At 50.7% G+C, this 18,637-nt stretch carries 14 protein-coding genes; 10 read left to right on the top strand and 4 right to left on the bottom strand.

The features are described from left to right. Nucleotides 1-28: 28 nt before the first annotated feature. The 3 genes from QFZ34_RS23010 to QFZ34_RS23000 are packed head-to-tail and all read left to right on the top strand — an operon-like array spanning nucleotide 29 to nucleotide 3,829. Nucleotides 29-1,261, top strand: coding sequence for a urate hydroxylase PuuD (locus tag QFZ34_RS23010; RefSeq protein WP_307286026.1), 1,233 nt, complete (start codon nucleotides 29-31; stop codon nucleotides 1,259-1,261). Then, entirely contained in the window at nucleotides 1,254-2,561 is a 1,308-nt protein-coding gene (guaD, locus tag QFZ34_RS23005; RefSeq protein ID WP_307286024.1) for a guanine deaminase, read from the top strand. The genes QFZ34_RS23010 and guaD overlap by 8 nt, the downstream gene beginning before the upstream one ends. A 56-nt stretch (nucleotides 2,562-2,617) precedes the next feature. After that, nucleotides 2,618-3,829: an NAD(P)/FAD-dependent oxidoreductase gene (locus tag QFZ34_RS23000; protein ID WP_307286020.1), complete on the top strand. Its 1,212-nt coding sequence runs from the start codon at nucleotides 2,618-2,620 to the stop codon at nucleotides 3,827-3,829. A 2-nt stretch (nucleotides 3,830-3,831) separates the two neighbouring features. Here QFZ34_RS23000 and QFZ34_RS22995 read toward each other — a convergent pair whose 3' ends face one another. Genes QFZ34_RS22995 through QFZ34_RS22985 form a run of 3 tightly spaced genes read right to left on the bottom strand, consistent with a single transcriptional unit; the run spans nucleotide 3,832 to nucleotide 7,674 of the window. Then, nucleotides 3,832-4,419 carry a sarcosine oxidase subunit gamma gene (locus QFZ34_RS22995; RefSeq protein WP_307286016.1) on the bottom strand — a complete coding sequence of 196 codons (588 nt, stop codon included), beginning with the start codon at nucleotides 4,417-4,419 and terminating at the stop codon, nucleotides 3,832-3,834. Next, on the bottom strand, nucleotides 4,412-7,399 hold the full coding sequence (locus QFZ34_RS22990) for a sarcosine oxidase subunit alpha family protein (RefSeq protein WP_307286013.1): 2,988 nt from the start codon (nucleotides 7,397-7,399) through the stop codon (nucleotides 4,412-4,414). The genes QFZ34_RS22995 and QFZ34_RS22990 overlap by 8 nt, the downstream gene beginning before the upstream one ends. Beyond that, nucleotides 7,399-7,674, bottom strand: coding sequence for a sarcosine oxidase subunit delta (locus QFZ34_RS22985; RefSeq protein WP_307286011.1), 276 nt, complete (start codon nucleotides 7,672-7,674; stop codon nucleotides 7,399-7,401). Before QFZ34_RS22985 ends, QFZ34_RS22990 begins: the two co-directional genes overlap by 1 nt. A gap of 235 nt (nucleotides 7,675-7,909) precedes the next feature. Here QFZ34_RS22985 and QFZ34_RS22980 point away from each other — a divergent pair, with 235 nt between their 5' ends. From QFZ34_RS22980 to QFZ34_RS22950, 7 genes are all read left to right on the top strand, one after another. Beyond that, nucleotides 7,910-10,399 carry a mechanosensitive ion channel family protein gene (locus tag QFZ34_RS22980; protein ID WP_307286008.1) on the top strand — a complete coding sequence of 830 codons (2,490 nt, stop codon included), beginning with the start codon at nucleotides 7,910-7,912 and terminating at the stop codon, nucleotides 10,397-10,399. Between the two features lie 127 nt (nucleotides 10,400-10,526). Next, on the top strand, nucleotides 10,527-10,790 hold the full coding sequence (locus tag QFZ34_RS22975) for a hypothetical protein (RefSeq protein ID WP_115052638.1): 264 nt from the start codon (nucleotides 10,527-10,529) through the stop codon (nucleotides 10,788-10,790). Nucleotides 10,791-10,996: 206 nt separating this feature from the next. Further along, nucleotides 10,997-12,433: a UbiA family prenyltransferase gene (locus QFZ34_RS22970; protein WP_370878871.1), complete on the top strand. Its 1,437-nt coding sequence runs from the start codon at nucleotides 10,997-10,999 to the stop codon at nucleotides 12,431-12,433. Further along, complete coding sequence (locus tag QFZ34_RS22965) at nucleotides 12,430-13,752, top strand: FAD-binding oxidoreductase (protein ID WP_307286002.1); 1,323 nt, start codon at nucleotides 12,430-12,432, stop codon at nucleotides 13,750-13,752. The genes QFZ34_RS22970 and QFZ34_RS22965 overlap by 4 nt, the downstream gene beginning before the upstream one ends. Nucleotides 13,753-13,836: 84 nt before the next feature. Further along, nucleotides 13,837-14,265 carry an EamA family transporter gene (locus QFZ34_RS22960; protein ID WP_115052641.1) on the top strand — a complete coding sequence of 143 codons (429 nt, stop codon included), beginning with the start codon at nucleotides 13,837-13,839 and terminating at the stop codon, nucleotides 14,263-14,265. Between the two features lie 13 nt (nucleotides 14,266-14,278). Further along, the gene (locus QFZ34_RS22955) at nucleotides 14,279-15,274 is read left to right on the top strand and encodes an NAD-dependent epimerase/dehydratase family protein (protein WP_307285998.1); all 996 of its coding nucleotides are present in this window, start codon (nucleotides 14,279-14,281) and stop codon (nucleotides 15,272-15,274) included. A 12-nt stretch (nucleotides 15,275-15,286) separates the two neighbouring features. Next, nucleotides 15,287-16,723: an aspartate aminotransferase family protein gene (locus QFZ34_RS22950; protein ID WP_307285995.1), complete on the top strand. Its 1,437-nt coding sequence runs from the start codon at nucleotides 15,287-15,289 to the stop codon at nucleotides 16,721-16,723. A 46-nt stretch (nucleotides 16,724-16,769) separates the two neighbouring features. On the opposite strand, the gene QFZ34_RS22945 is transcribed toward QFZ34_RS22950, so the two are convergent. Further along, nucleotides 16,770-18,473, bottom strand: coding sequence for a hypothetical protein (locus tag QFZ34_RS22945; protein ID WP_307286622.1), 1,704 nt, complete (start codon nucleotides 18,471-18,473; stop codon nucleotides 16,770-16,772). Between the last annotated feature and the right edge of the window lie 164 nt (nucleotides 18,474-18,637).

The following is an 18,637-nucleotide window of genomic DNA, read 5'->3' as shown; positions in this document are numbered from 1 at the left end:
AGCGCGGTATGGGACGTGTGGGGTGTCGATGGATTATCTGATTTTCTGGGAATGGCTCAGTTTTGCTGCCCGTTGGCTACATGTGATCACAGCCATTGCGTGGATAGGGTCGTCATTCTATTTCATTGCTCTTGATCTTGGTCTGCGACGCCACGTCAATCTGCCCCAAGGGGTAAATGGTGAAGAGTGGCAGGTCCATGGCGGTGGCTTCTATCACATTCAAAAGTACATGGTCGCGCCGCCCAATATGCCTGAGCATCTGATCTGGTTCAAATGGGAATCCTATGCCACTTGGCTCTCCGGATTTACATTGCTTTGCATCGTTTATTATGCGGGTGCCGATCTTTATTTGATAGATCCCAATGTCTTGGATGTGTCGACGCCCGTCGCGATTTTAATATCCCTTGTTTCGCTTTTTATCGGCTGGCTGATTTATGATCTGCTGTGCCGTTCTCCGCTTGCCTCCAACGATACCGCACTGATGATCGTTCTTTATGGGGTGATCGTTTTTATGGCTTGGGGTTACACGCATCTCTTTACCGGACGGGCTGCTTTTCTGCATCTCGGCGCTTTCACCGCGACAATTATGTCAGGCAATGTTTTCCTGTTGATTATCCCTAATCAGAAAATCGTTGTTGCTGATCTCATCGCTGGAAAGACACCTGATCCAAAGCTTGGGAAACAAGCAAAACAGCGATCAACACACAATAATTATCTGACGCTCCCAGTCATTTTCCTGATGCTGTCCAATCACTACCCCCTTGCGCATTCCACGCAGTTTAATTGGGTTATTGCCGCGCTGATCTTCATCATGGGTGTTCTTATCAGGCACTATTTCAATTCCAAACATGCGGGAAAGGGCAATCCGCATTGGACGTGGCTTGCAACAACCATTCTTTTCATAATTGTCATCTGGCTGTCGACTGTGCCCAAAGTGCTGACTGGAGGGGAAAAGGTTTCTCGCGCTGCTCAACCATTTCTTGCAGCACGTAATTTCGAGCACGTGCGGGATACTGTCATGGGACGTTGTTCAATGTGCCATGCCGCAGAGCCGTCTTGGGAAGGTATTACGCTGCCCCCAAAGGGCGTCCGCCTCGACACAGCCGAACTGATCGCGACCCATGCCAACGAGATTTACATTCAGGCCGGGGTGAGTCATGCAATGCCTCCCGGTAATCTGACCCGGATAACCGATGATGAACGTGCGCAAATCGTTGCGTGGTATCGTGATGGAACATTGAGAAAACCGGCAAATGACTGAAATATTGCTCCGCGGACGGGTCCTGACTTTCCACGACGAACCTTTGGAAGGCGAAGCCAGCACGGATACGTACGCATATATAGAAGACGGTGGTCTGCTGATACGAAATGGCAAAATAGTTGCACTGGACGACTATTCAGCTTTGCGGGCAGGCGAGGGACGAAATGTCGAAGTCGTAGACCATCACCCGCATCTTATCGTGCCAGGTTTTATTGATTGCCATATTCATTATCCCCAGATGCAGGTGATAGGATCCTATGCCGGGGCATTATTAGAATGGCTCGATAAATATACCTTTGTCGAGGAGCAAAAATTTGCAAATCAAGGACATCCGGAACGAATAGCCTCCGCTTTTTTTGATGAGCTAATCCGGCATGGGACGACGACTGCCGCCGCCTATTGTTCTGTGCATAAAGCGTCCGTCCAAGCCTTCTTTACTGAGGCGCATAAGCGCAATATGCGTATGGTCGCGGGCAAGGTGATGATGGATCGCAATGCGCCATCAGGTCTGCTGGATACGCCGCAGTCGGGTTATGACGAGACCAAGGCTCTGATCAATGAGTGGCATGGAAAGGGTCGTCAGCTTTACGTTATAACGCCACGGTTCGCACCGACATCGACACCCGAACAGCTCGAGATGAGTGGCGCGCTGGTGCGTGAATTTCCTCAACTGCACGTGCAGACGCATCTGTGCGAAAATATGGCTGAGATCGCTTTCGTTGCAGAACTCTTCCCCTGGAGCCGTGATTATACCAATGTTTACGAACATTACGGGTTGCTTGGTCCCAAGACATTGCTTGGTCACTGCATTCACCTGACCGATGCCGAGATTGGTGCCATCGCCAATAGCAAATCAGTTGCAGTCTTCTGTCCAACCTCAAATCTCTTTATTGGTAGCGGGCTTTTCGATCTTGGCCGATTGAAAAAATCAAATGTCCGGAATGCACTCGCCACGGACGTTGGAGGAGGTACATCCTATTCGATGCTACGCACAATGGATGAGGGCTATAAGATACTAAACATCCAAGGGCAGCGGTATCATCCGCTCAGATCCTTCTATCAGGCGACGCTTGGCAACGCTCGTGCTTTATCTTTGGACGGTGTTATCGGATCATTCAAACCTGGTGTGGAGGCTGATTGCGTTGTTCTTGACGCACGCGCCACATCCGCCATGCGCGTGCGGATGGAGACGATCGAGACGTTGGTCGAAGAGCTGATGTTGTTGCAAACGATGGGTGACGACAGAAGTGTTGCAGAAGTCTACGTAACAGGAAAAGCATCCAAAAGCACGTTGACCTAGGAACGAAGCTTGGTGTCGGACGTTTCGAACGAGCACTGCATCGTTCGGGAATTTTCATGACAACACAGCATCGGCGTTTGAGAACCGGCCAGCCAATCTGGTTGGGTAAACCCGCAACAGGCGTGAAATTTGATGCTTTAATGGATGATATCAGTATCGATATCGCCGTTATCGGTGCGGGGATAAGCGGTGCACTTATAGCCGAGAATCTTACGGAGGCTGGCTATAGTGTGGCAATTTTCGATCGTCGCAAACCAGTGATGGGTTCGACACCGGCGAGCACAGCCTTGTTACAATTCGAGATTGATATGCCGTTGCATAAATTGGCAAAGCGCATCGGCCTAAACAACGCCGAACGCGCATGGCGATGCTCGAAACTGGCGGTCGATGCGATGCGAGAGCGAACTCGAAATTTGGGCATTTCGTGTGAAATGAAGAATAGGGATTCGCTTTACATCGCTGGTGATGTGCTGGATGCGAAGGGGCTGCATCGGGAATTTCTTGCCCGCCAGCGAGCAGGTATTGAGACGACATTCCTCTCCCAAGCTGACCTTCAGACAAGATTTGGAATAGACCGTGAGGCAGCACTTATGAGCTTTGATAATATCGAGGCTAACCCCCGTAAGCTTGCCCTTGGCTACTTGAAAAAGGCAATTGATAGGGGAGCTCACATTTATGCTCCTGTTGAAGTGGCAAATGTTGAGCCAAGATCGCGCGATGTTCTGGCGACAACCGTTGAAGGTCGGAAAATCCGCTGCAAATATCTTGTATCAGCGACCGGCTATGAACTACCCGCGCACATACCAAAAAAAGGACACCGTATTATTTCGACATGGGCACTTGCGACTGTGCCGCAACCTGAAAGGCTATGGCCAGAACGCTGCCTCATTTGGGAGGCTTCCGATCCCTATCTTTACATGCGGACGACGCAGGACGGACGAATTATAGTTGGGGGTGAAGATGAGGAATTCGAAGACGAGAGAAAACGTGATGCCAAGCTCTCATCCAAAACTCATACTCTATTGACTAAACTCAAAAAGATGTTCCCCAAATCAATAGCCGAAGCCGATTACGCTTGGACAGGAAGTTTTGGCTCAAGCACTACCGGATTGCCCTTTATTGGCGCAATTCCCGGAATGGATCGATGCTATGCAGTTCTCGGATATGGCGGTAACGGCATCACATTTTCCATGGTTGCATCACAGGTCATCCGCGGGCTGATAAGCGGAGATGGTCACCCCGACGAAGATGTCTTTGCATTCAAATAAGACTATTCCACACGATAGCCGACCTCTTCGGCTGCGTGCCCAAGGGTTAACCAGAAGGAACGCGCAAAAGAGCGGAAAACGTAAAGATCAAAACTATTTTCGTCTATACGTTGGATCAGAGTATGAATGTCGTGATGTAATGTTGCCCGGCCGGTTCCGACAGGAAAAGCATGTTCGGAGAAATCCAGTGCAAACAGCTTGGCTAGCACCCATTCCACGCGCGATCCGCTTATACGAATAACCGTACGCCCATGCGTTAACGCAACGATTGTTCCAAGATCGGTCGAAATGGCAGCGCGCAAGCGCTGCTCGAGATCTGGAGTTGCTCCCGTAACCATGAAACGTCCTGGCGCAAAACCAAAAACAGATTTTTCGCCAGCAACCCAGCCATGCCCGGGCTTATTTTGAACGATAACACCGGTCGCACTGCCAATTGCCGTTAAAACCGTTGGAATGGTGTTGTTCCAGGCGGTCACCTGAATGAGAGAAATGTTGGTCCGCTCATGCAATGTTATGCCAACGCCGCCAGCAGCATTGCCATGATCTCCCGGGATAAACGTGACCCCAAGCGGTGATTGAAGATCAACCATGCATCCGGCTCCCATCCTTGTCGAACATGTGGTGGCTCACGATCTCGACCGCGCCGTGCTTGTCGCGCAGGAGATCGGTAGCGAAGGCTCGTTTTCCGATCATCGATGTTCCATGTTTGACCAGTGCTAATGCGATGTATTTGCCCAATGCCGGCGAATAACACGCAGCCGTTACGTGACCGAAGCTGTCGGCGGGTTCGCGGGGTGTCTTATCTGACACAATGTGACTACCCCCGTTGATTGATTGATTATCGAGCGAAATAAGACCGACAAGTGATAAACGATGCTCGTCTTTCAGGCCGGGTCGATTAATCATGGCCGAGCCAATATAGGTTTTTTTCTTTGAGAGCATCCAGCCAAGATGAAGATCATGTGCTGTGGTTCGCCCATCGATCTCCGCGCCCGTCACGTGACCCTTTTCGATACGCAATGTTCCAAGTGCTTCCAATCCATAGGGGACAATGTCGAATTGTTTACCCGCAGCTATAAGCGCCTCCCAAATACGCGTTCCATGCCCAGCGCCAGAATAGACTTCGTAAGCCAGTTCCCCAGAGAACGACAGACGGCAGATCATCACCGGAATATCGGCAATGCGACCATGAACAATACCCATAAATGGCAAGGCCGTATTGTCCACTTTGGTTCCGGTAACGCATGTTTCGAGCACGGAACGCGATTTGGGGCCTGAAATAGCGGCTCCAGCCCAAACGTCGGTTACGGATGTGAGATGGACACGTAGTTCCGGCCATACGCAGTCGAGATAATATTCCAGATGTTGCATGACCGGGCCGGCATTGGCCGTCGTGGTTGTCATCAAAAATTGGGTTTCGCCAAGACGCCATGTGGTGCCGTCATCAAAAACGATACCATCCTCACGCAGCATGAGACCGTAGCGCGCCTTTCCGACAGGAAGCGTCGAGAACATATTGGTATAAACACGGTCGAGAAATTCCGCCGCGTCGGGCCCCTGAATATCGATCTTGCCCAATGTAGATACATCGACAATGCCAACGCCCTCACGCACGGCGCGGGCTTCGCGCGTATATGCCTGCTCAATGGTTTCGCCGTGGCTACCATAGATCATGGGACGATGCCAAAGGCCGGCTTCGTAGGTCTTGGCGCCATTCGAGATGTGCCAATCATGCATTGGAGTCAGCCGATGAGGGCGCAGATCACCATAACGCTCTCCAGCGATGGCGCCCATGGACACAGGCGTAAATGGCGCACGAAATCTCGTAGTGCCAGCATCAGGAATTGAGATGCCGCGAATGTCGGCCATGATGGCAAGGCCGGGCACATTTGAAGTCTTGCCCTGATCTGTTGCCATGCCAAGAGTGGTATAGCGTTTGAGATGCTCGACCGAATGAAAACCTTCGCGATAGGCGAGGCGAATATCACTTGCGGTTACGTCATGCTGAAAATCGACAAAAGCTTTCTGCGATTTTCCGGCTGGTTCGATCTCAAAGACGGGTGCAGGAGAACTATCCAGCATGGGTGCCTCCACACTCGGCAGAACAAGTCTGCTTCTGGCCGAGCCCTTGGTGGCCGCATCTGAAAGAACGCTGATTGTATCCATGTAGCCAGCAGCTGACCCGGTGACGACCCAGTTCTGGTTGGGTTCTGGCGCGAGGAAAGCTTGTAAATCCTCATCCCACTCGGGTTTTCCACCGGCTTGGCTAGCAAGGTGAATGACCGGCGACCACCCACCGGATACACCCAGACAGTCAGTTTTTATCTCCCGTGGAGCACCAGATATCCGTCCTGTCGTCATATTGAAATGCTGGACAGTTATAGCGCTTAAGGATTTTCCAGCATGGGTGCCGGTGACGGCCGATCCGAGCAGCAATTCAGCACCGAGAATATTGGCAATATCCCTGCAAGCGCCAGATACGTCGGGACGGACGTCGACAATAGTGGTTACTGCAATGCCAGCCAGTGACAATGTTCGCGCTGCATCATAAGCGCTGTCATTATTGGTGAAGAAGGCAACGTTCTTTCCCGCCGCCACGCCATACTCGACAGCAAAGCGGCGTACAGCGTCGGCCAGCATGACTCCGGGACAATCATTGCCGGGGAAAACGATTGGACGTTCGAACGCGCCTGTTGCGAGAATGGTTTTACCCGCGCGAATTACCCAATGACGTTGGCGCGGTTGTCCCTTGGTTCGGTTTGGCTTGTGATCAGAAACGCGCTGGACAGCTGTTAAAACGTTTCCGTCATAATATCCCCAGACAGAGGTGCGGGTCAGAAAGCGAACGTTCGGGAGATTTGCAAGGGCCTCGGCTTTTTCGCGTGCCCAAACTGCCGGATTACGTCCGTCAATGATTTCGCCGGAAGCTAATAGAGAGCCACCAGCGACAGGTCGCTCTTCGGCAATAATAACCCGTGCTCCGGTTGCGGCTGCGGCTTCAGCGGCGATAAGGCCTGCGGGACCGCTCCCTACTACAAGCACATCGCAAAATGCATTCATTCGCTCGTAGCGGTCTGGATCAGCGGCGATGCCTGCTTTTCCAAGCCCCGCCGCGCGCCGGATAAACCGTTCGCAAAACATCCAGAAGCGAGTGCTTTTCAACGGGCCAATCGCCGGGCCCATAAAGGTTTTATAGTAGAAACCTGCTGAGAGAAGCGAGCCTGCCAGCTGGTTGACGGCCATCAGATCATGTTCAAGCGACGGAAAACGGTTCTGGCTTTGAACGGCAAGGCCATCAAAAATTTCCAGCTCGGTGGCTCGCACATTCGGCTCGCGAACATCGCCTGAAATGATTGTGACCAGCGCATTAGGTTCATCACTGCCTGCTGCAAGTAAGCCGCGCGGACGATGATATTTGAAAGAGCGTCCAAAAAGCGTGATGCCATTGGCAAGCAATGCCGAAGCGAGTGTGTCACCTGGATGGCCGCTATAGGCCCTGCCGTCGAATGTAAATCCAACGGATTTAGCGCGCTCAATCTGCCCGCCATTTAGAAGTCGCGAACTTGTCATCACTGGTCTCCCGCGTGTTTACTGTCGCGAGCAAAGCCAACCGATGAAATCGAATGGGTCGACATATCGCGGGTAACGACCAGATGCTGACGGCAACCGCCCGTATGCAGCCAGAATTCGCAATGGGATTTTGCGGGATTGGAACGATCGTAAATATAAGCATTCCATAGGTTCTGGTCTGTCGAACTTGGATCAGGCCTCTTGCGGGTCGCGTCGCCCTGATAGGTAAACTCAATAACGTCGCGCGGACCACAATAGGGGCATTTGATAATCATTGTTTCATTGTCCGATAAGCGAATCGCTGGAGTTATTATTATGATGGTGGCGTGAATCGCGTACAAACAGAAGACAGGATATGTAGGCTTTTGCAAAGACGCGAACCGCGGTTTTAACAATATGCTATTGTCAGCCGGGTACAATCGTCAGTATAGCGGCGATGACTGTCATGGAACCGACCCCGTTTTTCTTGATCACGCCTTGATTGTGCCGAGAAGAGGGGGCAAGTCGACAATGAAACTCCCCCTGCATGGATTTGAACCTGTGATTTCTTCATTTCGGCAAATTATTCTCGCCTTCGCAATGCTTCTAGCCGTCGCCTTACAAACACATTCGACGTGGGCCCAGACTGCTGAGCAGCCAGTCGCCGCTGTTAGTTCTGGCATTGTTGCCGAACAGCGTCCCCTCATCGATGATCTAAAAAAGCAGATCTCCGGTTATCAGCAGAAGTTCAAGGACAAAGCAGATGCAGATGCTGCACTGGCCGATCTACGTCTTGACTTGGAAGCGACGGCAAAAAAGCTTCTCGAGATCGGCGTATCATTTCGTCCTCGATTGACTGAAATCAACTCGCGTTTGGAACAATTGGGTCAGCCTCCCGCACAAGGGCAACCGGCCGAGGCGCAGATTGTCACTGACGAGCGGACAAGACTGACAACTGAAAAAGCGGAAATCAATGCTGTTCTTGGAGAAACCGAGGATCAGTTGATCGCCGTTAACAAAATGGTTGATGCTATCAGCGATGCCAGGCGGGAGCTGTTTGCGAACACACTGTCTCAACGCGTCGATATAAATTATTCGCTGGGGAGCGAAGTGGCGGAAGCTTACGGCCGCGAACTGCAAACGATGAACCAGCGCATATCATCATGGTGGCGCTTTGTTATCGCATTCAAATGGCAATCCATGCTGGCGGCGGCAGCAATGGCTGCCGTAACAGCATTGGTGCTGTTGATTGGCGGGCAGCGAGTCTTGGGTCATCTTTATTTGCGCGATGCAACGGTTGAGGCTCCCTCATATCTTAGCCGGTTGGCAGTGGCATTCTGGTCAACCCTTATGCGCTCGCTAACCGTTGTGGTTTTCCTTGCCACCACCTATTTCTTTCTCGACTATTTCAATGTCCTCAGAGAAGATATTGCTTCTCTTTTCTACACTTTATTCAGCGTTATCGGGATCGTCTATTTTGTTCACGCCTTGGCCCAGGCGGTTATCTGTCCGGGCGCGCCCAATTGGCGGCTTGTGCGGGTTGCTCCTCGGCCCGGTCGCATATTGATGGTTCTCATTACGGCAACCGCCACCATCACGGGCTTGGATTATCTGGCGGACACAATTAACCAGATCGCAACATCGCCTTTGTCACTGACAGTGGCCAAAAGCCTCTTTGCCACAATATTGGTTGGTCTTCTCATCTTTTCGATCGCCTTGCTAAAACCGCTGGAAGATCAGGAAACGGGTAAGGTCAAGCCATGGCCTAAGACCATAAGCTACTCTCTATACATTATCGCATTATTGCCGGTTGTTGCTGCCCTGCTTGGTTATATCGGGCTTGCGCGTTTTGTTTCGCAGCAAGTCGTTATAAATGGTGCAGTCGTTGTTACAATGTATCTCGGCTTTCTGACCGCTCGGGCCGTGTCAGACGAAAATGCTCTATCAAGCACAGTGTTTGGTAGGGCTATTCAAACCCGTTTTGGTATGGATGAAACAACGCTGGACCAGCTTGGGCTTGCAGCCAGTATTGTTATTTATGTGTTTGTCCTTCTGTTGGGCATACCGGTTATATTGCTGTTGTGGGGCTTCCAGTGGAGCGAAATGACGGCCTGGTTCCTCAATGTCGCCACTGGCTTTCAGATCGGATCAGTCAACATCTCGCTTGTGGCGATTGCCATAGGCATTTTGCTGTTTGCAATGTTCTATGCCTTCACGCGTTGGTTTCAGGGATGGCTCGATACAAAAGTCATGGCGCGTGGCAAGCTCGATTCCGGCGTCCGCAATTCCATCCGCACCGCAGTTGGTTATCTGGGCCTGGGTATAGCAGGTGTAATTGGTATTTCAGCCGCTGGTATCAATCTATCAAGTCTCGCTCTGGTTGCTGGTGGTCTATCACTGGGTATCGGTTTTGGTATGCAGGCGATCGTGTCCAACTTCGTTTCCGGTCTTATCCTTCTGGCCGAGCGTCCGTTCAAAGTAGGAGACTGGATCGAAACGGCCGGCGTTGGCGGTATTGTGAAGAAGATCAGCGTGCGCGCAACCGAGGTGGAAACCTTCCAGCGCCAGTCAATAATTATCCCAAACTCTTCGTTTATTAACGGCAATGTCGGCAACTGGACCCATCGCAACAAATTGGGCCGTGTCGAAATTTCGGTTGGCGTTTCCTACAAGTCGGACCCTAAACGCGTTTATGATGTGTTGATGGAAATCGCACGGGCACAACCTCTCGTGCTCAAAAACCCCGAACCGTTCGTAGCCTTCAAGGCATTAACATCTTCTACGATGGATTTTGAACTGCGCGTTCATCTTGCCGATCTGTCAAACTCCGGCACCGTTCAGAACGATATCCGGTTCGCGATGATTGATCGTTTTGCCGAGGAGGGGATAGAAATTCCCTACCCGGCACGGGACGTGAAGCTCAATTTGGAAGAGGCAGATGTTCTGATTGAAGCATTGACCAGCAGGATCAAGGCCGAGATCACGTCTGAGGGCAAGAAGCCGAAACCCAAACCTGTTTAGACCTTGGCAGAATGAAGGCAAAATAACGGAGTGTTCAGTTGCCGTTCAGTTTGTTGCCGCTATAACTGTTTGTGAAAGAGTAAGTTTGACTCTTGGTAACAGGGACGGTGGTAACACTGGAATGGATATGAACAAGGTTGCTATTGCTATTCTTATGAGTGCCATCTCTGCCGGGTCGGCTTTTGCCGCCAGTATCACAAATGGCGATTCATCTGCTCAGACAATTGTTGTCACGGAAGGTTCGAGCAAGACCGAGCTTCAGGTGGGAGCTGGCGAGACTGTCGATTTTTGCAGCAATGGTTGCTTTGTTACATTTTCCAATGGCGACCGTGAGGCATTGACCGGCGGTGAAACCGTCGAGATCAAAGGCGGCAAAGCCACCATCAAGTAGATTCTATAAATCAGATAACTATTTTATAGGCCGGCTGAGTCCTTCAGCCGGTTTTTTTAATTGTTGATTTACTGTCGCTATTACTTTCCCCGAAGAACTCGCCCCTGCTAGATAAGTTCATTGTTCATTTTATCTTTTACGGTAAGCACTGCACCAATGAATAATGTAAATGTCCCGCACGTGCAGGACTCCAGGGATTTGTCGTGATAGATTCTCCTTCGAGTAACAAAGTTTTGGACTTGGTCGTAGACCTTGATGGCACGCTGATAGCGACCGATCTTCTTTGGGAAAGTGTGTTTCAGTTACTGAAGAAAAATATGCTCTACATTTTTCTTTTGCCGGTTTGGTTACTCAAAGGGAAAGCAAATCTAAAACATCAGATATCGCAGTGCGTTACTATTGATCCCTCAACATTGCCTTATCGATCTGAGTTTGTTGAATATCTGAGGCAGGAACGCGATCAAGGGCGCAGACTGGTGCTCGCCACCGGTTCGGCACGCAGCTTCGCAGACAGTATCGCTGGGCATCTTGGGATATTCGATGCAGTTTATGCGACCGATGAAAACCGCAACCTGACGGCACACAAAGCAGCGTTTCTGTTGGAAACCTACGATAATGTGAAGTTCGCTTATGCCGGAAACAGTCGTGCTGACCTGCCGGTGTTCGATGCAGCGAGCGAGGTCATCGTGGTCGCCCCGGATCGGGCAGCACGCAAATGGCAACAAACGCATTCTACCCGGCTCTTCGAAGCACCCAAAACCAACTTCAAAATATTCCTGAAGATGCTTCGGGTCCACCAATGGATGAAGAACACGCTGATATTTGTTCCGGCCATTTTAGACCATATGTTGATGGAATGGCAGGTAATCGTAAATTCCATCTTTGCGTTCTTTGCGTTTTCCGCTGCAGCCTCGGCAATCTACATTATCAATGACTTGTTCGATCTTCCGCTTGACCGACAGCATGCCCGCAAGAAGAACCGTGCTTTCGCCAGCGGTGCTTTTTCTATTCGTTTCGGCCTTGTTGTTGCTGCGTCGCTTCTCCTGATAGCGGGTCTGCTCGCATCGCAACTGCACTGGACTTTTGGTGCCGTGCTAGCAGGTTATCTGATCACGACCACGGCCTATTCAATCTCAATAAAACGAATGTTGCTGGTGGATGTTTTTACCCTCGCAGGGCTATATACTTTGCGTATTCTTGCGGGTGCAGCGGCCAATCAGACTGAAGGCTCGTTCTGGTTGTTGGCATTTTCATCATTCTTCTTTTTGTCGCTGGCACTGGTGAAGCGATATGTGGAACTAAAAAATTCTGTCGTTGAGGAAAATAATCGCATTGCGGGCAGGGGATACCGGCGCGCTGATCGTGAAGTTATTGCTCAATGCGGAATCGCTTCGGCATTCGCTGCGGCCCTCGTTCTGGCGCTGTATGTGGACAGTGACGCCGTCGTAAGTCTTTACGCTTATCCATGGATGATCTGGCCGCTGTGCCCAATCGTACTCTACCTCAACATTCGCATCTGGATATTGGCATATAGAGGTGAAATGCATGACGACCCGGTTGTGTTTATCATATCGGATTGGCGCAGCCAGGTCGTAATAGCTATTGGAGCTGCTCTCCTTCTTTATGGCGGTATGCGCTCGTGACTGGAAATTATAACAGTTTTGGGTTGATCGACAGACGTCAACGTGTGGCTATTCCGCTTGAGCAAGCTCGAGAGCTTTTTGAAAACCAGCGTTATGACCCGGGCGGTTTTCTGGCGTTTGGCAATGGAAAGTCTTACGGCGACTCCTGCCATAATGATCAAGGAACGCTGATCGATATGCGTGGCAGCGATCAACTCATTGAGTTTGACGCCAACACTGGTCGTCTGACGGCGCAAGCCGGAATAACGCTTTCCAGCATCATAACCATCGGAGCAAAGCACGGTTATTTCCTGCCGGTTACGCCGGGCACGCGCTTTGTAACATTGGGCGGTGCGATAGCCAACGACGTCCACGGCAAAAATCATCACCGGCGTGGAACATTTGGCTGTCATGTTGAGCGCTTTGAGCTTCTCAGGTCAGATGGTTCCACGATCACATGCGCGCCCGAAACGAATTCCCGGCTTTTCGACGCCACAATCGGTGGTCTGGGTCTGACCGGCGTCATTCTTGCTGCGACGGTTCAGCTTATGAAGGTCGGGTCTCTGGATGTCCTTGAGCGTATCCGTCCCTTTAGGAGTTTGGGAGAATATTTCAGCCTTGCCGTTCAGGCCGATGCGGACAATGAATATTCTGTAGCCTGGGTTGATCAGCTGGCATCTGGTGCTGATGCTGGGAGAGGCGTCCTCATAAGTGGTAATCATGCTGACAATGGCAATTTCGCGGTGAGTACAAAACCCGGCCGGTTGAATGTACCATTCGACCTCCCGATTTCCGCGTTGAATTACCCCAGCCTAAAGCTGTTCAACGCCGCTTATTATAATCTGAAGGGCCGCCAACAGAAGTCACATTTGAGCGGCTATCAAAACTTCTTTTATCCGCTTGATCAGGTTTTAAATTGGAACAGGCTGTACGGCAAAGCCGGTCTCTTTCAACATCAAAGTGTCATTCCTGAAGCCGCGGCACCATCCGTAATACCAAACATGCTAAAAGCCACGCGCGATGCCGGGCAAAGCTCTTTTCTCACGGTGCTGAAAAGGTTCGGTGATATTCAATCTCCTGGAATCCTTTCCTTTCCTCAAGCGGGCTACACTCTCACCGTGGATTTCCCCAATCGCGGTCGCCGCACGCTTGGCTTGCTGGCTGAACTTGACCGGATGACAATTGCCAGTGGGGGGCGGGTCAATCCTTATAAGGATCAACGGATGAGCGCTGCGGTTTTCAAAGCCGGCTTTCCGCGCTGGAAGGAACTTGATCAGGAGCGGGACCCAGAAATCAATTCGAACTTTTGGCAACGAACTGCCTTGGCTGGAGCAATGTGATGAAAGCATCAAACTTTAACAATGTGCTTGGTGTGTTCTCAAGACAGGATTGTTATCGATCGGGGGACATAAGGGGACATTTCAATGACTAAGTATATCCCGTTCATTCTGTTTACGGTGATGACAAACGCGGCTGCCCAGGTCCTGCTAAAATATGGAATGATAAGCTTGGGACCAATCAGCTTCAGTGCCGACACGATTATCCAACGCGTCTTTCAGATTGTATTCAATCCGTGGGTATTTGCCGGGCTTTTCATGTTTGTCATTTCCATGGCGTCCCATCTCTTTGTGCTTTCAAAGGTTGATCTTTCCTACGCTTATCCATTTCTAAGCCTTGCTTACGTCGTCGTGGCGGTCATCGCCTGGGCGCTGTTCAAGGAAGAGCTTGGAGCATACAAGCTTGCGGGAATTGCATTCATTATGGTGGGCACAATCCTTATCGCACAAGGCGGGCACGAGAGCGGATCGGCACTGGATGCTGAGAAATCGTCAACGCTAAACACACCATCATAAGTGGAACCGAGGCATGAGACATATTATTTTTGGTGGTGACGGGTTTGTCGGGCGGCATCTCGCACCAAAGCTTGCGGCAGAAGGCGAAGAGGTGCTTGTCGCCGATATCGTTAAGAGCAGCCTGCCACATTACGGCGACGTCCAGTTCGTGCAATGCGATGTCACAGACACCAGTGCAATTGCCAACGTCGGAATTAAAGCTGATGACATGGTGTACAACCTGTCAGCGAAAATGCTGTCGCCGTTACAGGTCAGGGCAAAGCGACATGATTTCTTTTTCCCTGTAAACTATTACGGGACCGAAAATATCATCAAGGCTTTGGATAAGGCTGGCGCCAACAAGCTGGTGCACTACACGACGGATATGATTTACGGCCATACATATGTTTGGCCACAAACCGAGGAACATCCGGCTGCTCCACTTGGTGAATACGGATTGTCAAAGTGGAAGACAGAGGAACTGGCGACCGAGTGGCGCAAGCGTGGGATGAACATCTCCTTGTTTCGGCCCCGCTTGATTATCGGTCCCGGGCGGCTTGGTATCCTGGAAAAGCTCTTCAAGCTGGTGGATTACAATCTGCCTATCCCAATGATCGGTTCTGGCAAAAACCCTTATCAGTTCATTTCCGTGTTTGATTGCGCGGATGCGGCCTATGCAGGTTGGAAGGCAGGTGTTCCAAACGAAGCTTATAATCTTGGTTCACTCAACCCGCCACCGGTTCGCAAGCTTCTGGGCGATCTTGTGAGGTTCGCTGATTCTAAATCATTGCTTGTGCCGACACCGGCTTGGGCGGTGAAACGCACGCTGGATTTTTTCGACATGATCAACATGCCCATCATGGATCCCGAGCAATATCTGATCGCTGATGAAATGTGCGTGCTTGATGTTTCGAAGGCGGAAAGACAATTGGGTTGGATTCCAAAGCATCGGGACGAAGACATGCTGATTGCGGCCTATAAAGAGTACCGGCTGGTCAAAGAAGGCAAAGCGCCAATGGCAGCGCATTAACGGGGAATGGCGATGAGTAACGTTCAAGAAATGACAAAAGCCGATACGTCGGTTATCCGGCCGAACCTGTTGTCAGTCGATGATGCCAAGGCAATGACTTTGCCACGCATGACAGAAATCTTCACAAAGCATCTCAATCCGGGACAACTTCACTTCATGAAGTTGCTTGGCTTTCACAAGATCAAGATCGAACGGGCTGAGGGGATGTATTATTACGATCAGAACGGGCGAGCGATCCTCGATTTTTTCGGAGGATTCGGATCGCTTGCATTCGGTCACAACCACCCGAAGATCGTGGAAGCACGCAAAAAATTTCAAGATGAGAAGCGGCAGGAAATTGCTATCGCCTTCATGTCGCAATATGCCAGCGCGCTCGCTCATAATCTGGCAGCATGTTCGCCCGGCGATCTGGATATGGTATTTCTGGGCTCGTCTGGCTCTGAAGCGATGGAAGCGGCCATCAAGGTTGCCGAGCGTGCGGCTGGCCCAAAGAAACCCAAGATTGTTTATGCCGAAAACTCGTTTCACGGCAAGACCAAGGGCGTTCTGTCTATTACGGACGGTTCGCTTTACCGTGGCGAATTCAAGCTGGTTGACAATACGATCCGCGTGCCCTTCGGCGATATCAATGCCGTAGAAAATGCTTTCAAGTCGGATCCGGAGATTGGCGTCATTGTTCTGGAGACGATTCAGGGCGGCGGCGGCATTATTCAGGCTCCGAACGAATATTGGCAAAAACTACGGGCGCTTTGCGATCAATATGGCGTACTTTGGGTTGCCGACGAAGTTCAGTGTGGTTTTGGCCGATCCGGCAAATTCTATGCTTTTGAACATGCCGGCGTGGTTCCGGATGTCACCGCATTGGCCAAGTCGCTGGGTGGAGGCAAGGCGGCGGTCGGGGCGATGATCGCCCGGCGCGATGTCTATATGAAAGCCTATGGCACGCCGAAGACCGCTATGATCCATGCCATGGCCACTTTCGGAGGTATCGGGGAAGCATGCGTAACTTCGATCGAAGCGATAAATATTCTCTACGATGATAATCTGATCTCCAATTCAGCAGCGACGGGCGCTTATCTCCTGAGTAAGCTTGAAGAGTTGAAAGCAAAGCATCCAGCTATGATCAAGGATGTGCGCGGCAAGGGCCTTATGGTTGGCCTGGAGTTCCATGACTTCTCCAAAACCGTTCCCATGGTGTTGCGTCCGGTATTGGCCGTACTCGATGATAAGCTTAAAGGTTCGCTTCCTGGCTTTATCGGAAGTCATTTACTTCGCGACCATGGCGTGCTGGTTGCCTTCACCGAGTACAATCGCAATGTTGTCCGACTGGAACCTCCATTGATCTGTGAGCGCGAACATGTCGATGAATTCATCAACGCACTGGATGAGGTTCTTTCGCGTGGGATTGTGCGGATTGTGAAGGATTTCGTGAAAGCCCAAGTGAAATAGCCGCCGCGATAATTCTTTTAGGGAAGCCGGCTTTGTCCGGCTTTTTCTATTGGGTTGGTAACCTCATTCCTGATCTGAGCAAGAGATCCCAACACTCGTTGAGTTTGATGATTGTCCGATCGTCCAGCGCTTTGGCGTAGATGTCTTGTAGATGACGCCGCGCTGTTGTTGTCGGGCAAGTCGGCCGCAGCACACCGTCTGTGGCGCGCACAGAAGCTTCTGCCAAAGGCGTGAGCGTCCCGACTGTGCGGAATGGATCTGCACCAATTTGAATATGCCGCGTGGCATCTCGATTCAGTATCCAGGGAAATGGATCAGTGAAATCAAGGTTCATCAAGCTATTGAGACGTATATTGTTTGTAGTCTCAAATTGCTTGATGGCTTTCACCACATGGTCGACCGATAAAAGCCAGTACATCTGATAGTCAAGCTCGGCATAGAACCGCCAGCTGGGCAATTGCCCTTCATCAGCCAGCTGCTGATAGGACTTCATGTTTTGCGTATAATGGTCTTCCAGCAGTAGAGCTCGGTCCATTATATCTGCACGCGTCGAAACCAGTCCCATTGTTTTTAATTCGGATACTGGGGCAGGGATATAATTGGGGGCAACGGCGACAAAACGCAAAGTGCCGTGGATGACCTTCGTTATCGTGGGAATGGCAGTGAAAGCGATAAGGCAAAAGATGATTAGCCGTTTTTTTTCGTCAAATGCCGTCGACTTGTAAATTATCGCCAGCAAAACCGGCCAAAGGAAGATAAACTCCTGGCTGCCCGTGTTTTGCGTCTCAAGGAATGTCCCTGCAACCATTAAGACGCTGACCCATAGCCAATCCCGGTCGAGAAAAGACCTGCTTTTCTGCGACATTGTTGTTTGGGAATGGCCGCGCCAATCAAGCCAAAACAAAAAGATGATCAGACCGGCTGCAGCAATTATAACGTCGAGTTTATTCGAAAAGACCGTCAGAAAACGTGAAATCAATAGTCCTTCGTTCAAACTGACCAGCGCAATGATGTTTGCGATATAGGATGAGACCATTCCGTTATTGAGCTCAAGTCCCGCTAAGACAATCATGAAAACCGCGAGTGCCAGAATTACATGGCGTAGCAGGAAACGGCCTGTAAGTACGGCAAAAAGGCCAATCATTCCCCCCGCAAGAAATCCCGTGATCTTCGTGAAAAAAAGCGCAAGCATCGCCAGCGCCGCAATAATTGCTAAGGTGCGACCTCTCGGCAAAAATATAAGCGCGCTTGTTAAGATGTAGAGAAATAAAGACGTGTGGCGATTGTAGATGCCAAACCCACTCACGCCTGGATAGGAATGAAAGGCTTGGGTATTCATAGGACAAAGCGCAAAAATCAGAAAAGGTATTAGGATAGCCATCGCCAATTTGCGATTGTCTTTATCTACCACGGCAATAACTGCCGCCATCAGCGGCATTGCTGATATCAGGACAGACCATTGCGCCAGCAATGTCGGTTGCCCAGAGGGAAAAAGCGTTTGCAACCAATAAAACTGATAATATTCCATAGCGCCGACGGGGGCTTGAAAATCGACGGCGGGAATTTGTCCGAGCTTCAACCGCTGTGCTGCGTCCAGATATATGTAGGTATCCCAGTACATCGGGCCGATGGGAATAATGAGCGGTAAGCTCAGTAGAACGCAAAGAACCAGTGCAGTTAGAAACAGCAAACTCAATGGCGAAAAAAACCACGTAACCGATTGTTTCCTGCCCGTTGTCAAATCCACCATTTGCTTTCGCTTCAGCTCGTTCACTTTTTACAATTGATGATCAGGGTCGCGTCAGTTTCGCCTGGCAGCTTTGTCGCAAAGGCTTGAAATTGGATCACGGTCCCTTCGCCTTTGCTCATCTTGTCCAAACGAAAAAGCGTTGTACCATTTCACCGGGATTAACA

Source organism: Phyllobacterium ifriqiyense, assembly GCF_030817885.1.
GTDB lineage: Bacteria > Pseudomonadota > Alphaproteobacteria > Rhizobiales > Rhizobiaceae > Phyllobacterium > Phyllobacterium ifriqiyense.
The sequence above is the reverse complement of the archived record's forward strand: the minus strand, read 5'-3'. Positions and strand labels throughout refer to the sequence as shown.

Excerpts from the sequence above, each read along its gene's own strand:
- QFZ34_RS23010 (WP_307286026.1), top strand. The coding sequence starts at position 29 with ATGGATTATCTGATTTTCTGGGAATGGCTCAGTTTTGCTGCCCGTTGG.
- guaD (WP_307286024.1), top strand. The coding sequence starts at position 1,254 with ATGACTGAAATATTGCTCCGCGGACGGGTCCTGACTTTCCACGACGAA.
- QFZ34_RS23000 (WP_307286020.1), top strand. The coding sequence starts at position 2,618 with ATGACAACACAGCATCGGCGTTTGAGAACCGGCCAGCCAATCTGGTTG.
- QFZ34_RS22995 (WP_307286016.1), bottom strand. The coding sequence starts at position 4,419 with ATGGTTGATCTTCAATCACCGCTTGGGGTCACGTTTATCCCGGGAGAT.
- QFZ34_RS22990 (WP_307286013.1), bottom strand. The coding sequence starts at position 7,399 with ATGACAAGTTCGCGACTTCTAAATGGCGGGCAGATTGAGCGCGCTAAA.
- QFZ34_RS22985 (WP_307286011.1), bottom strand. The coding sequence starts at position 7,674 with ATGATTATCAAATGCCCCTATTGTGGTCCGCGCGACGTTATTGAGTTT.
- QFZ34_RS22980 (WP_307286008.1), top strand. The coding sequence starts at position 7,910 with ATGAAACTCCCCCTGCATGGATTTGAACCTGTGATTTCTTCATTTCGG.
- QFZ34_RS22975 (WP_115052638.1), top strand. The coding sequence starts at position 10,527 with ATGAACAAGGTTGCTATTGCTATTCTTATGAGTGCCATCTCTGCCGGG.
- QFZ34_RS22960 (WP_115052641.1), top strand. The coding sequence starts at position 13,837 with ATGACTAAGTATATCCCGTTCATTCTGTTTACGGTGATGACAAACGCG.
- QFZ34_RS22955 (WP_307285998.1), top strand. The coding sequence starts at position 14,279 with ATGAGACATATTATTTTTGGTGGTGACGGGTTTGTCGGGCGGCATCTC.
- QFZ34_RS22950 (WP_307285995.1), top strand. The coding sequence starts at position 15,287 with ATGAGTAACGTTCAAGAAATGACAAAAGCCGATACGTCGGTTATCCGG.
- QFZ34_RS22945 (WP_307286622.1), bottom strand. The coding sequence starts at position 18,473 with ATGGTGGATTTGACAACGGGCAGGAAACAATCGGTTACGTGGTTTTTT.